The organism is Luteitalea sp. TBR-22 (assembly GCF_016865485.1).
GTDB lineage: Bacteria > Acidobacteriota > Vicinamibacteria > Vicinamibacterales > Vicinamibacteraceae > Luteitalea.
Genome location: NZ_AP024452.1, coordinates 5,750,388 through 5,763,733, shown reverse-complemented (window position 1 = coordinate 5,763,733; position 13,346 = coordinate 5,750,388). Strand labels below are relative to the sequence as shown.

Annotated in this window: 11 protein-coding genes; 9 read left to right on the top strand and 2 right to left on the bottom strand. The window is 70.8% G+C overall.

The features are described 5' to 3' along the window. Both TBR22_RS23700 and TBR22_RS23695 read left to right on the top strand, forming a co-directional pair. Positions 1–1,029, top strand: coding sequence for a ThuA domain-containing protein (locus TBR22_RS23700; RefSeq protein ID WP_239490314.1), 1,029 nt, complete (start codon positions 1–3; stop codon positions 1,027–1,029). Between the two features lie 141 nt (positions 1,030–1,170). Then, positions 1,171–2,100, top strand: a complete 930-nt coding sequence (locus TBR22_RS23695; RefSeq protein WP_239490313.1) for a cytochrome c — start codon at positions 1,171–1,173, stop codon at positions 2,098–2,100. 13 nt (positions 2,101–2,113) lie between these two features. Here the strand turns inward: TBR22_RS23695 and TBR22_RS23690 are convergent, their stop codons facing one another. Then, positions 2,114–3,364 (bottom strand): hypothetical protein, encoded by a 1,251-nt coding sequence (locus TBR22_RS23690; RefSeq protein WP_239490312.1) that lies wholly within the window; start codon positions 3,362–3,364, stop codon positions 2,114–2,116. Between TBR22_RS23690 and TBR22_RS23685 the strand changes: the two genes are divergently transcribed. The 6 genes from TBR22_RS23685 to TBR22_RS23660 all read left to right on the top strand — a co-directional run bounded on the left by TBR22_RS23685 (position 3,363) and on the right by TBR22_RS23660 (position 10,515). Next, positions 3,363–4,883, top strand: coding sequence for an amidohydrolase family protein (locus TBR22_RS23685; protein ID WP_239490311.1), 1,521 nt, complete (start codon positions 3,363–3,365; stop codon positions 4,881–4,883). The two genes, TBR22_RS23690 and TBR22_RS23685, sit on opposite strands and share 2 nt — an antisense overlap. Further along, positions 4,880–6,148: a hypothetical protein gene (locus TBR22_RS23680; RefSeq protein ID WP_239490310.1), complete on the top strand. Its 1,269-nt coding sequence runs from the start codon at positions 4,880–4,882 to the stop codon at positions 6,146–6,148. The genes TBR22_RS23685 and TBR22_RS23680 overlap by 4 nt, the downstream gene beginning before the upstream one ends. Before the next feature lie 236 nt (positions 6,149–6,384). Next, positions 6,385–7,248 (top strand): phosphoenolpyruvate hydrolase family protein, encoded by an 864-nt coding sequence (locus tag TBR22_RS23675; protein ID WP_239490309.1) that lies wholly within the window; start codon positions 6,385–6,387, stop codon positions 7,246–7,248. A gap of 13 nt (positions 7,249–7,261) precedes the next feature. Continuing rightward, positions 7,262–8,524 (top strand): Tm-1-like ATP-binding domain-containing protein, encoded by a 1,263-nt coding sequence (locus TBR22_RS23670; protein WP_239490308.1) that lies wholly within the window; start codon positions 7,262–7,264, stop codon positions 8,522–8,524. A 174-nt stretch (positions 8,525–8,698) separates the two neighbouring features. Further along, positions 8,699–9,442 carry a phytanoyl-CoA dioxygenase family protein gene (locus TBR22_RS23665; protein ID WP_239490307.1) on the top strand — a complete coding sequence of 248 codons (744 nt, stop codon included), beginning with the start codon at positions 8,699–8,701 and terminating at the stop codon, positions 9,440–9,442. Beyond that, complete coding sequence (locus TBR22_RS23660; protein ID WP_239490306.1) at positions 9,439–10,515, top strand: glycosyltransferase; 1,077 nt, start codon at positions 9,439–9,441, stop codon at positions 10,513–10,515. The genes TBR22_RS23665 and TBR22_RS23660 overlap by 4 nt, the downstream gene beginning before the upstream one ends. Here TBR22_RS23660 and TBR22_RS23655 read toward each other — a convergent pair. Next, the gene (locus TBR22_RS23655) at positions 10,482–11,921 is read right to left on the bottom strand and encodes an alginate export family protein (RefSeq protein ID WP_239490305.1); all 1,440 of its coding nucleotides are present in this window, start codon (positions 11,919–11,921) and stop codon (positions 10,482–10,484) included. The two genes, TBR22_RS23660 and TBR22_RS23655, sit on opposite strands and share 34 nt — an antisense overlap. Positions 11,922–12,033: 112 nt before the next feature. Between TBR22_RS23655 and TBR22_RS23650 the strand changes: the two genes are divergently transcribed. Then, a complete protein-coding gene (locus TBR22_RS23650; protein WP_239490304.1) occupies positions 12,034–13,329 on the top strand; it encodes a hypothetical protein in 1,296 nt (431 codons plus the stop codon). The last annotated feature ends 17 nt before the right edge of the window (positions 13,330–13,346 follow it).

Genomic DNA, 13,346 nt, shown 5'->3' with positions numbered 1-13,346 from the left:
ATGCGCATCCTCCTCTCCGGGATCCTTCTGGCGGCTCTCGCCTCGCTCACCGTGGCGGGGCAGGAGGCGAACAACTCGCACCTGGTCGTCTACCGCGGCGAGCGGGGGCCTGGCCTCGGCAAGCACATCGTCTGGCTGGCCGGCGACCACGAGTACCGCAGTGAGGAATCGCTGCCGGCACTGGCCAGGATCCTCGCCAGGCATTACGGGTTCACCTGCAGCGTCTTGTTCACCACGAACCCATCGACCGGCTTCATCGAGCCCGGCAGCTCGCACATCGCGGGGCTCGAGGCGCTGGACACGGCCGACCTGATGGTGGTCTCCCTGCGGTTCCAGGACTTCCCCGACGCCCAGATGCAGCACGTCGTCGACTACCTGCAGCGTGGCGGCCCCGTGGTTGGGTACCGCACGGCCACGCACGCCTTCCAGATCAAGCGGCCCGACGCGAAGTTCAGGGCGTACACGTGGAACAACCCGTCTGCCGACTTCGCGGGCGGGTTCGGGCGGCAGGTGCTCGGTGAGACGTGGGTGTCCCACTACGGGAAGAATCACGCGCAGAGCTCGAGGCTCGTGCTCGAGCCCGGCGAGGCGTCGCACCCGATCCTGCGTGGCGTCTCCGACGTGTGGGTGCAGTCGGGCGGGTACACGGCCGACCCGATCGCCGGCAGTCATGTCCTCGCACGCGGGCGCATCCTCGACGGCATGACGCCCGACGCGTCACCGGCGGCCGACAAGAAGGAGATGCCGGTCGCGTGGTACCGGACCTACGCGCTCGCCGGGGGGAAGCCGGGCCGCGTGTTCACCACCACCCACGGCGCGTCGGAAGATCTGCTGAACACAGGCTTCAGGCGCATGGCCGTCAACGCCACGCTGTGGGCCGTCGGGCTCGAGGCCGCCATCCGCCCTGACGGCCCGATCGCGTTCGTCGGGCCGTTCACGCCCACGACGTTCGCGTTCGACGGGTTCGTGAAGGGCATCAAGCCCGCCGACATGGCGGGCTGGGACAGCCCGATCCCGGCCCGCCCCTGACCGTCGGCACGTCCTGGTCACGCATGAGGCTGTGCGCTTTGGGCGTCACTCACCGTTGATGGTGGGGGGCGGGAAGGAGACCCGTCACCACAGACCTGGAGTGACGCGTTGCGGAAATGGCTGAGGATTGTGGGAATCGTCGTGGGCATCCTCGTGGCCCTCGGCGTGGGTGTCCTGACGTGGGCGTACCTGACCGCCTCCAACTACTACGAGCACACGTGGACCACGCACGACGCGACCTTCGCCATCCCGTTCCCGCTCTCGGCGGCTGACGCGTCGACGCTGGCGCCGGGGGCCGATCCGGCAGTCGAGGCGCTCGCGCGGGCGGTCGGACGCGGCAAACACCTGGTGGAGACGCGGTACAGCTGCAACTCGTGTCACGGACGGGACCTCGGGGGCAGCACCGTGATCTCCAGTCCCTTCATCGGCGTATGGGCCGCGCCGAACCTGACGACCGGGCCGGGCAGCGTCACGCAGGGATTCACCGCGCTCGACTGGGATCGCGCGGTGCGACACGGGATTCGCCACTCCGGCAAGACCTCGTCGATGCCGGTCACCGAGTTCCGCGCCATGTCGGACCACGAGTTGTCCGACATCGTGGCGTACATCCGCAGCCTGCCGCCGGTGGACCGCCAGATGCCACCGGTACGACTCGGGCCATTGTTCTCGTTCCTGCTGGCGACCGATCGCGATGCGACCCTGGTGACCTACACCATCGACCACCAGGCGTCGCATGCCGCCGAGCCACCGCCCTTGGCTGCCTCGAAGGAGCTTGGCCAGCACATCGCCCAGGTGTGCACGGGCTGCCATGGTCCCCGCTTCTCGGGCGGGGCCATCGCCGGCGACCCCGGCATGCCGGTCGTGGCCAACCTCACGATGCACGAGACCGGCCTGAAGGGCTGGACGGAGGCCGATTTCCTGCGGGCCATGCAGCAGGGCCGCCGCAAGGACGGCACCGAGATCAAGCCGCAGATGCCGTGGCGGCAACTCGGCCAGATGGGCGAGACCGAACTGAAGGCCGTGTGGGCCTTCCTGCAGACACTCCCTCCGGTCGAGAAGGGGAACCATTGAGGGTGCCGCAGGGTCAACGTGGCAGGGCCAGATCGACGCGCTGCGGAAGCTTCACGTTGGTCTTGAACGGGTGCTCGGTCCGGCCACCTGCGCCCCACCCCCAGAGGGTCCCGTCGGTGCGCACGGCGAACGAGTTGTTGCCGGCGGCCAGCACGCGGACGACGCCGGTGATCTTCGGCGTGACCGGCGTCAGCTGGAAATCGCCAGACACCCCCGCGCCGATCTGGCCCCAGTCGGTGTTCCCCCAGCCGCGGAGCGTGCCGTCCTTCAGGAGCGCGAGCGCGTGGCGGCCGGTGAGGCCGACCGACAGCGCCACCACGTTGGACACGCCGGGCACGCGACGGGGCGTCAGTTCGTAGCCGTAGCCGACGCCCGGCGGGTCCGTCCGGTCGCCGTTGCCGAAGAGCCCCTGGACGTTGGCGCCCCACACCCACACCGTGCCGTCTCGCCTGACGGCCATCGACACGCCGGTGCCGGTGGCCACCGCCGTCACGTCGCCGAGGCCGGGGACCTCGCCGACCGCATCGATGGCGATCTCCTGACGCGGCTCGCGTCCGAGCGCACCGGAGGCGTTCGATCCCCACGCCAGCACGCGTCCGTCCTTGCCAAGCGCCACCGCATGCGATCCGTGCGTCGCCACCTGGACCACGTCGGTGGCCCCCGGCACCCGCACCGGGGTGCTCGCGCTCGGCGCAGGGGGATCGGCGTGCGTCTTGCGTCCGCGCCCGTCACCGATGAGGCCGTTGGCCCGCGATCCCCACGCCGAGACCGTACCGTTGGCGTGCAGGGCGAGCGCGTTCGCGCCTCCCGCGACGATGGCGATGACCTCGGTGAGCGCGCCGACCCGCGTCGGGGCAGGTTGTCCGTTCTCCCACGGCTTCGAGGCGTCGAGCCCGCGTATGGTGCCGTTGCCGAGTTCGCCGTTGGCCCCGGCGCCCCACGCGACAACGATGCCGCTCGCGAGGACGGCGTACGACGTGTCGCTGGCGGTGGCGATGTCGATGGCGCGCTCCGGCAGGGCGATCGCCACCGGGAGACCATAGCCGGGTCCGAGGCGCGTGGTGCCGCCAGTCGGGCCGAGTTGTCCCTTGCGGAAGTCGCCCCAGCCGAACACGCGGCCGTCGCCGTCGAGCAGCAGCTTGTGGTCATCGCCGACGATCTTGACGACCACCAACGGCTGGTCCTGCGCGGCCCGCAGTGACGGGCGCGCGGCTGCCGTGACCAGGACACACAGCGCCGCGAGGACGGCAAAGCGAATGCGCATGATTCCACTAGACTACCCGCGCATGCGTCACCTCGCCTTCCGTTCGCTGGTCATCGTCGCCCTGGCCCTGTCGGGTCGCGGGGGCGCGGTCCCGGCCGCGCAGTCGCCCGGCAGCTGGGTCATCACCGGCGCGCAGATCGCCGATGGGACGGGAGGACCGCTGCGCGCGGCCAGCGTGCGCGTCGTCGGCGACACCATCGTGAGCGTTGGCGATGCGGCGCCGCAGGCCGGCGATCAGGTCGTCGACGGACGAGGCCTCGTGCTCGCGCCCGGCTTCATCGACGTCCACAACCACTCGACCGACGGCCTGGCCGGCGATCGCGCGGCGGCCACCCAGGTGGCGCAGGGCATCACGACGGTGATCGTCGGCCCCGATGGATCGTCGCCCCCCGACATCGGTGCCTACCTCGCGGCGCGTCGCGCCGCGCCGGCAACGGTCAACGTCGGCACCATGGTCGGCCACGCCACCGTGCGCACCCAGGTGATGGGCGACGACTACCGGCGCGTCGCGCGCCCCGACGAAGTGGCGCGGATGGCCGCCCTCGTCGATGCCGGGATGAAGGCCGGCGCCCTCGGGCTGTCATCCGGACTCGAGTACGTGATCGGCAGCTATGCGGCGACTGACGAGCTCGTCGAACTCGCCAGGGTGGCGGCGCGGCACCACGGCGTATACATCTCCCACATCCGCGACGAGGCCGACGCGGTGATGGCCGCGGTGAAGGAGACGATCGCCATCGGCGAGCGCGCCGGGATCCCGGCGCAGATCACGCACATCAAGCTGGGCACCGTCGGTGTGTGGGGCAAGGCCGCCGAGGTCGTCGCGCTGGTCGAGGCGGCGCGCGCCCGGGGCGTGGACGTGACGGCGGACGCGTACCCGTACCTCGCCTGGCAGTCGAACCTCAAGGTGCTCGTGCCCAACAAGCAGTACAAGGACCCGGCCAGCGTCAAGGAAGCGCTCGACGACGTGGGCGGCGGCAGGAACATCCAGTTCACGCGGCTGACGCGCTACCCGCAGTACCAGGGCAAGCGGCTCAGCGAGGCTGCGGCGGCGGAAGGGATCAGCGAGGTCGACTTCTTCATCCGCATCGCCGACGACGAGGTGGGCATCATCGGGCACACGATGGCCGAGCCGGACCTGAAGGCGTTCTATCAGCAGCCCTGGGTGATGGTGGCCAGCGACGGCGGCGTGAACAACAACCACCCGCGGGGCGCCGGGACGTTTCCGCGCGTGCTTGGGCGCCTCGTGCGCGAGCAGGGCTGGCTGACACTTCCCGAGGCGATCCGCAAGATGACGTCGTTCCCTGCCGACCGCCTCGGCCTGGCCGACCGCGGCCGGATCGCGCCCGGCAAGAAGGCCGACCTCGTGCTCTTCGACGCGGCGACGATCGCGGATCGATCGACGTTCGAGTCGCCGCGCGACCTGCCCACAGGCGTCCGCGCGGTGTGGGTGAACGGGACGCCCGTCTGGCAGGACGGGCAGGTCACGGCGGCGCGCCCGGGACGGGGGCTCGCGCGATGACCGCCCGGGCCGGCGCGGCGTTGGTGGCGGTGCTGACGTCGGCCGGTTGTGTCGTGTCGCCGAGGGCGCCCGATGGCCTCGCCCCCGACCCGGCGGGCCAGGCGTATGCCCGGCTCGCGCCGGCGCAACGGCGGCTGGTCGATGCGATGGCGGCCGAGGCGTGCGGCGCCGCGGGGTGCACGCCGGCGGCCCATTACGCCTCGTGGCCGGTGTCGCGCCAGACGACGTTCGAGGCGGCGACCCACGGCCTGATCAGGACGCGGCTGACCGGTGAGGACGGACGCGACCTCGGCCCGGCCATCGACCTCGTCGCGCGCGTCGAGCGGGTGGCCGGCGAGGAGAAGGGCCGGCGGGGCGACGAGCAGTTCCGGCTCTACGTGGCGCTCGCGCCCGACGCGATCGGCACCATCGCCGCGTCGCGCGAGTTCTTCCGCGACAAGGACAACGCGGTCTTCCACAAGGGGTACCCGATCAATTACCGGTTGCGCGGCCGGTTCCCCAGCGTCCAGGTGTCGGCCACCGAGGCCGGCGACCGCGCCGACATCGACGTCGACTACCTGTCCCCCAGGGTGCCCCAGGGGCTGTTCAACGGTCACCTCACCGCCGCCAACTCCGACGTCCGCGTGCGCGGCAACGACCGCCGGCACGCGCGCCGCTGGGACGGCCTCATCGTGTGGTGGAAGGCCCTGCTTGAGGGGCTCGCGCCGCAGGTCCCCGACCGCGTCGCGGCGCAGGCCGAACCTGCCACCCTGCCGTCTTCGCGAGCCACGGACTTTGCCGACGTCGCCGACGCCTCGGCCGAGTTCCTGTCGGACTGGCTGGTGCGCCGGCGTATCGAGGACGCGCTGGCCTTCCTGTCGCCGGCGGCGGTCAGCTGCGCCAACCTCGACGAGGACGCGGAGAACGAGCAGGGCTCGTCGTCCGACACGCGGCGCTGGTTCGCCGAGGTGATGCGCGAGGCGGCGGAGGGCCGGCGACCGTCGCGCCTCTCGGCGGTCATCGGTCCGGTCGAGTCGTGGGATCCCGACTGGGTGGTGCGCTCGCACGCCTACGAAGGCGCGTACACGCTGGTCACGCTGCCGCCCGGTGAGGCCCGCGCCTTCGTGTGCTCGGCCGACGCCGCGCCGCTGCCCGGCGACGCCTACGCGCAGGTGCTGTTCCAGTTCCGTCCGCGCGACGGCCGGACCGGCGCGGCGCTCGCCCTCCTGTGGGCCCACCAGCAGGACGCGTGGCGGATCCTGTCGGTCGACGTGCTCGACCCCTGAGCGAGTACCATCTCTGACGTCTAACGTCTAACGTCTAACGTCTGACGGTTGACGGTTGACGGTTGACGTTTGAGGTTCAACGCGACAGGTCGCCTGCAGGCTGCAGGCTGCAGCCACTGCCTACCGGTAGCCTGCAGGCTGTAGGCTGCCGCCGAACTTGCCCCTCCCGACTCCCGACTCCCGACTCCCGACTCCCGACTCCCGACTCCCGATTCCCGACTCCCGGAGGAGATGCTGTGATCGTCCCGCGTACGTCCCGCACCGAGATCATGTCGAAGTTGCGCGCCAAGGTGGCCAAGCGACTGCCCATCCACATCGCCAGCGCCGGCAGCGGCCTGGTGGCCAAGCTGCTCGAGGCGGCGGGCGTCGACTGCATCAACACGTTCTCGGGCGCCCGGTTGCGCGCCAACGGCATGGGCACGATGTCGATGCTCTGGCCGATCCTCGACTCGAACCGGCAGACGCTTGACTACACGCGCGAGGACATCATGCCGGCGATCAAGGGCGATGCCTTCATCTGCGCGTGCCTGAACGCCAACGATCCGCTCAAGGACATGCGGATGGTGCTCGACGACTGCCTGCGCATGGGCGTGCACTCGGTGTCCAACATCGGCCCGTCGATCTCGTACGTGGACAAGGACAGCGAGATCCGGCGCGTGCTCACGAGCGCCGGCATCACGCTGCAGAACGAGATCGACCTGCTGAAGCTCGGGCGCGAGATGGACATGGTGACCATCGGCCTGGCCTTCGACGAGGAGGACAGCATCCGGCTGGTCGAGGAGGCGCAGCCCGACATCTTCTGCTTCCACGCCGGCACCACCAAGGGCGGCCTGCGCGGCTACGATTCGGGCGAGACGATCGAGGAGACGGCGCGCCGCACCGAGGAGGCCAACCAGAAGCTGCGCAAGATCAAGCCCGACATCCTCCTCGTGGCGCACGGAGCGGCGATGGAGACCCCGGCCGACGCGCAGTACATCCTCGATCACACCTCGTGCGAGGGCTTCTGGACCGGTTCCTCCACCGAGCGCCTGCCGATCGAGAAGGCCGTGTCTGCCGCCGCGAAGGAGTTCCAGTCGCTGCGCTTCCCGGACAACAGGTAGCGGAGGACGCGCCATGCCGAAGAAGGTCATCGCCGTCCTCGCGACGCTCGACACCAAGGGCCAGGAAGCGGAGTTCCTCCGCGAGCAGCTCGCAGCGCTGGGCAGCCGTGCGCTGCTGGTGGACATCGGCGTCATGAACGCGCCGGCCACCAGGGCCGACCTCTCGCGCGCGCAGGTCGCCAGGGCGGGCGGCACGCCGCTGGCGACCCTGCAGTCGGGCAAGTCGCGCGAGGCCGCGCAACCCGTGATGGCGGCCGGCGCCACGGCGCTGCTGCTGAAGCGGATCGCGAAAGGCGAGGTGCATGGCGTGATCGGCCTCGGCGGCCTGCAGGGCACCTCCGCCTGCACCGCCGTGATGCGCGCCCTGCCCTACGGCCTGCCCAAGGTCATGGTGTCGACCGTCGCCTCCGGCGACACGTCCTCGTACGTCGGCATCTCCGACATCACGATGATGTTCTCGGTGGGCGACATCCTCGGCCTGAACGTGTTCATGCGCAAGGTGCTCGCCAATGCGGCTGGCGCGGCGCACGGCATGGCGCAGGTGAAGGTCGGCCTGAAGACGGCGCGGGCCAGGGGCGCGAAGCCGCTCATCGGCATCTCCAACCTCGGCGTGCTCACGCGCGGCACGATGCTGGCGATCGAGCTCTTCCGCAAGCGCGGGTACGAGTCGATCGTGTTCCACGCGGTCGGCACCGGCGGGCGCGCGATGGAGCTGATGATGAAGCAGGGCATCATCGGCGCCGTGTTCGACTACGCGATGGGCGAGATCAGCGACGAGCTGTTCCACGGCCTGCGCGCCGGCGGCAAGGAGCGCCTGTCGGTGGCAGGCCCGTTGGGCCTCCCGCAGGTGCTGTGCCCGGGTGGCTCGGAACACCTCGGCATCCTGGTCTCGACGCCGCACCAGTTGCCCGAGCGCTGGAAGGACCACGCGCACGTGTGGCACAACGAGGTGGTGCTCGCGCCGCGCCTGAACGTCAAGGAGCTCCGGATGGTCGCCAGGGAGATCGGCAAGCGGCTGCAGGGCACCACCGGCAATGCGGTGCTGATGATTCCGAAGCTCGGCACTGGCAGCTACGCGATGCCGGGCGGCCCCCTCAACGATCCGAAGGGCGACGCGGCATACTTCACGGCGCTGAAGGCCGCGCTGCCCGCGTCGATCGAGGTGATCGAACGCGACCTGCACGCCGAGGATCCTGCCTTCGTCGAAGAAGCGGTGGACCGCCTGATTGCGCTCATCGAGGCGCAGCGCAGCCGCACGCGATCCGGCCGTCGCTGATCGCGGCCTCGCCTGACATCTGGCTGTCAGATACACACTTCTGATAGCGTCCCCCGGGCGGCCGGCTCCATGTGCCCCCGGGGCCGCCGCCTGTGCCGGCGCCTGCCATCGCGCGGAGCACGCTCGGTCGCCACCCTCCCGGCGAGTAACAAGGGCGCTCGAGAGGAGTCGTGCGTGTTGTCACGCGAGGAGATGTCGAGGTTTGCCCGGGATGGCTTCCTCGTGGTGCCCGAGGCGCTCGGCGCCGCCGCGATCGAGGAGGTCCGGGCCCTGCTCGATCCCCTGTTCACCCGCTTCCGGCATCTGCCGACCGACGTGCGCCGCGACCTCGCCGCCGCCGGCCCGACCAACGGGGCCGCCCCGCGCAGCGCCGAGATCGAGCGGCCCAGCCGCCTCGACCCGAGGCTTCGCGCCACGGAGGCGTTTCGCCGGTGCCGTGAAATGGCCGAGGCGCTCGGTGGCCGCGCGGTCGGCTATTCGTTCGATCACGCCATCTACAAGGCGCCCTTCAACGACGCCGAGACGCCGTGGCATCAGGACCACGCGTACAACGGCCATCGCCGCCTGCTGCGCACGTTCCACTTCTGGATTCCGCTGCAGCCGGTCACGGTGGAAAGCGGGTGCATGCAGTTCATCCCCGGAAGCCAGTCGGCGGGCCTCCTCGAGCACGGGCGCCGTGGGGACGGCCACGTCCGGGCGGTGGAGGACGCCGAGAGCTCGCGGGCCGTGGTCTGCCCGCTGCCGCTCGGAGGCCTGACCGTGCATCACCCGCTGACGCTCCACTACACCGGGCCCAATCGCACCGGCGACGTGCGGCGCGCGTGGATCGTCCACTTCGGCCCGTGGGGCCGCCTCGCGAAGTGGCACCCGTCCATCGTCGTCGAGAAGGTGGCGCGGCTTGCAACGGGGTTGCGATGACCGGCAACGGCCCCGTGCCTTCGCCCGGCGGCGTCCCGACCGATACCGACCGGGCGCGTCGATCCGATCGCCGGCTCGCCTACGTGTCGTGGGCGCCGCACTGCAGCCGCTCCGACCACACCGCCCGGGAGCTCGGTGGCCGGTCCTTCATGGTGTATGCGGGCTGGCTCGGCAGCCACCCGGCGACGGTCCTGCTGAAGTACGCGGTGCAGGCGCTGCTCACGGCCCGCCTGCTGCATCGCGAGCGCCCGGACACGGTGTGCGTGATGTCGCCACCGGTCTTCGCGGCGCTGCCGGCGCTGGCCTACGCCCGGTGGCACGGCGCGCAGGTCGTCGTCGATGCGCACACCTGCGCGTTCGTGCTGCCCCGATGGCGGCGGCTGCAGTGGCTGCAGCGCCATGTGTGCCGGCGCGCCACGACCACCCTGGTCACCAACGAACACCTGGCCGGCATGATCCGCGGCTGGGGCGCGCACGCGACCATCGTTCCCGACGTGCCCGTCGTGTTCCACGCGCCCACGCCGCACCTGCGCGAGGCGGCGTTCAGCGTGACGGTGGTGTGCTCCTTCGACGCCGATGAACCCGTCGAGGCGATCTTCGCGGCTGCCGGACGTCTTCCGGACGTCCGCTTCCACGTCACCGGCGACTCGTCCTCGCTGCCTGCCGCGATGCGCGCTCGCGTGCCGGCCAACGTGTCGCTGACCGGCTTCCTTCCCGAGCCGGCATATGCCGGCATGGTGGTCGGCGCCGACGCCGTGCTCGACCTGACCACGCACGACCACACCATGCTGCGGGGCGCGTACGAGGCGATCTACCAGGGAGTGCCCGTCGTCGTGTCCGACTGGCCGATCCTGCGCGAGGCGTTTCCCGAGGGCGCGGTGCACGTCGCCAACGAACCCGAGGCAATCGCGGCGGGCATCGCCCGCCTCCGCCGCGACCATGCGCGCCTCCGTGCGGAGGCGCAGCATCTCGCCGGCGTGAAGCGCAGGCGATGGGCCGGCGTCCGCGAGGGCCTCCTGGCGCGACTCGACGTGGAGCGTCAGCGGAACGCGTTCAGCGTCACTTCGGCGTAGGGCATGTGCGACGTGTCGGCGCGGCCGCTGACGCTCCGGGTGAACCCACCCGGGCGGAACACCGCGTACCCGAGGTTGAGGCCGACGCGCGCCGTGACGGGAAATCGCACCCGGACGTCGAACTCGTTGCCCATGTGGGTGCCGCTGCGGCCGGTCGGATCGCGCAGGCCGGCGACGTTCCAGCGATCGGTCGCGCTGGCCAGCCAGTAGGCGCTCAGGCCGGTGTCGATGCGGAGCGACGGCGTCGGCGTGATCTCCAGCCGGGCCTTCTGGGCCTGGATGTTCTCCCACTGGATGTAGTCACTGGCCGAGAACGGGCGGGCGAAGCCGAACAGCCGCTCGAAGCGGTTGCTGGACAGGTCGCCGGGGCTCCTGTCGCCAGACGCGTACGTGTAGTTGGCGCTGAACCGCGGCTTCCAGGCGTGTCGCGGCGAGTACCCGCCCTCGACCACGAAGGCCGACGCGCGATTGCGACGCGGCCGGTCGTCGCCGAACTGGCCGGCGACGTCGACGTCCCAGTCCAGCCCGCTCCTGCCGATCAGCCCGTAGCTGCGCAGGCCGATGGTCGGCACGTCGCGGTCGATGCGGGAGCCCGGCCTCGTCACGTCCTGCGACAGGTGGAGGTAGTAGGGCTGCAGGATCGCCACGCGAGACCACCGCCGGAGCTCCAGGAGGGCGCCAGCCAGCCACTGCGTCTCGTCGGGGTCGTCGAGGCCGGACATGAGTCGCCGGACCGGCCGAACGGCCAGCAGGTCGAGTTGCCAGGCGGCCGACGACTTGCCGACCGTGGCGCGCAGGCCGTCGAAGGTGTTCGACGTGTTGCGCCACTCGTTGCGCGCGAGCAAGCGTCTGTCGAGATACTCGAAGGCCTGTCGCCCGGCCTTGATGCTCACCGGGCGTCCCTTGCCCGCGCCGCTGGCGAAGTACAGCTCGGCATAGGCCTGGATGGGCTCGACCAGGTTCACCTCGCGCTCGTCGGGGGCGAACTGCCCACCGCTGCGCCGCGAGTCCACCAGTTCCATGGCGAACCGCAGCGGTCCGAGGCCCTTCTTGACGCCGAGATAGAGCCGCGTGCGCCAGAGCACCACGTCGTCGACCGACGAGACGGGCCGTCGGTAGTCGTCGACGCGATGCTCGTATCGCGACCGCAACTCGAGGCCGATGTCGAGCCAATCGAGGCCCTCGAAACCGGGCACGCCGGTCTTGTCGGCGGGACGCACGTACCGCGGCGGTTCGGGCTCAGGCCGCAGACCGTATCCTCGCTGCTCGACCACGAACGTGGCTGGTGCAGGGGCAGGCGTCACCGGGGCGGGCGTCGCCGTCTGCGCCGTCGGCCGCGCGCCGGCCGCGCCGATGACGATCGACGTGCAGAGCAAGGCGAGGCATGGGGAGAATCGGCGCGGCATGGAAGGGTGGATCGGGCGCGACGGGAGGCCGTGCTCCCAAGGATATCGGCCGTGCCGTCTCGTCGCTGTACGCGAACTCCGTCATGGGCCATTGACGGGGTAGACTCCGCGGATGGCCGATATTCGAGCGCAGATGGGATGGGTGGTCGCGTGCTGCGTGGTCACCAGCGCCCTCACGCTCGCGCAACCGGCGCCTCGCTCGCCGCGCGCGGCGCCGTTCGTGGCGCCCGCGGCGAACGAGCGGGTGGCCACGGCGCCTCGAACGGCCACGGTCCAGGCCGGGTGGGGGAAGAAGTTCGCCGCCGAGAACACCCGCCCCACGGTCACCATCGCCAATCCGTACATGGATCCGGCCAAACCCTTGTTCGCCAGGGCGGAGAGCCTGCGTTGTGCGGCCGACGGCAGCGTCGTCGTGAGCGGCCGCGCCGGATTCGATGCCGAAGCGCGAGCGGTTGCCACGGGGTTCTGGCGGATTGCCGTCGATGGCGCGGTGACGCCGCTGCACGTCCGCTCCACGGCGGCAAGCGGTCGGCGGAGTTGTGGCGTGGCCTTCGACGAGTCGTCCTCGGCGCCCACCAGGTTCGGCCTCGGCGCTGACGGACGCATCCTGTTCGCGGGTCGGGGCTCGATCCAGTCCATCGCCCCGACTGGCCTGGTCTCGCGCGTTGCGGGATCGGCAGGCGACTGCTCCAACCAGGGCACCGTCGGCTCGGGTGACGGCGCCGCGACCGCCGCACTCTTCGACGAGGCGGATCGCCCGGTGGAAGATCCCGACGGCAACCTCTGGCTCGCCGACCAGCGGGGATGCGCGCTTCGCCGCATCTCGAAGGACGGCCAGGTCACCACCGTCCTCGGCGCGGACGTGCTGTGCAACGAGGCGACGCTGCCCGAGAACCGGCCCCTCGTGTCCAACCTCGAATGGGATGCCGCGCACGGCGAACTGGTCGCGGCCGGCGCCTTCACCGTCGCGCGTCCGGTCCACGACCTCTACACGCTCGTGTGGCGCATCAGGCCGGACGGCACCTATCGACGCGTGCTGTTTGCCAAGAAGGCGAGTCGGGTGAGCCCGGCGAAGGCACACCTCGATGGCGTGCGCGCGATGGCCGTGGACGCGAAGGGACGCATCCACATCATCAGCGACCTGCTGCTGTTCGAGCAGCGCGGTTGGGACGCCCTGCAACTGATGCGCGTGGACGAGGTCAACGCGACGGTCGTTCCGATCACGGGCACGCGGATTCCGAAGAGCACGTGGCTGGCCGACCATCCGATGGACGGCCCCTCGTCGCTGGCGTACTTCCAGCAGTCGCGCGATCTCTGCTTCTCGCCCGACGGGACCGCCTACGTCAACGACGACATCCTCGTCCGGCGGATCGATGCCAGCGGGCAGGTCACGACCTGGGCCTTCTGAACGCGTCCGCGCCTCAC

What these genes read in the sequence shown, in the direction of transcription:
- TBR22_RS23650 (WP_239490304.1), top strand. Translation starts at nt 12,034, where the DNA reads ATGGCCGATATTCGAGCGCAGATGGGATGGGTGGTCGCGTGCTGCGTG.
- TBR22_RS23660 (WP_239490306.1), top strand. Translation starts at nt 9,439, where the DNA reads ATGACCGGCAACGGCCCCGTGCCTTCGCCCGGCGGCGTCCCGACCGAT.
- TBR22_RS23680 (WP_239490310.1), top strand. Translation starts at nt 4,880, where the DNA reads ATGACCGCCCGGGCCGGCGCGGCGTTGGTGGCGGTGCTGACGTCGGCC.
- TBR22_RS23670 (WP_239490308.1), top strand. Translation starts at nt 7,262, where the DNA reads ATGCCGAAGAAGGTCATCGCCGTCCTCGCGACGCTCGACACCAAGGGC.
- TBR22_RS23690 (WP_239490312.1), bottom strand. Translation starts at nt 3,364, where the DNA reads ATGCGCATTCGCTTTGCCGTCCTCGCGGCGCTGTGTGTCCTGGTCACG.
- TBR22_RS23700 (WP_239490314.1), top strand. Translation starts at nt 1, where the DNA reads ATGCGCATCCTCCTCTCCGGGATCCTTCTGGCGGCTCTCGCCTCGCTC.
- TBR22_RS23685 (WP_239490311.1), top strand. Translation starts at nt 3,363, where the DNA reads ATGATTCCACTAGACTACCCGCGCATGCGTCACCTCGCCTTCCGTTCG.
- TBR22_RS23655 (WP_239490305.1), bottom strand. Translation starts at nt 11,921, where the DNA reads ATGCCGCGCCGATTCTCCCCATGCCTCGCCTTGCTCTGCACGTCGATC.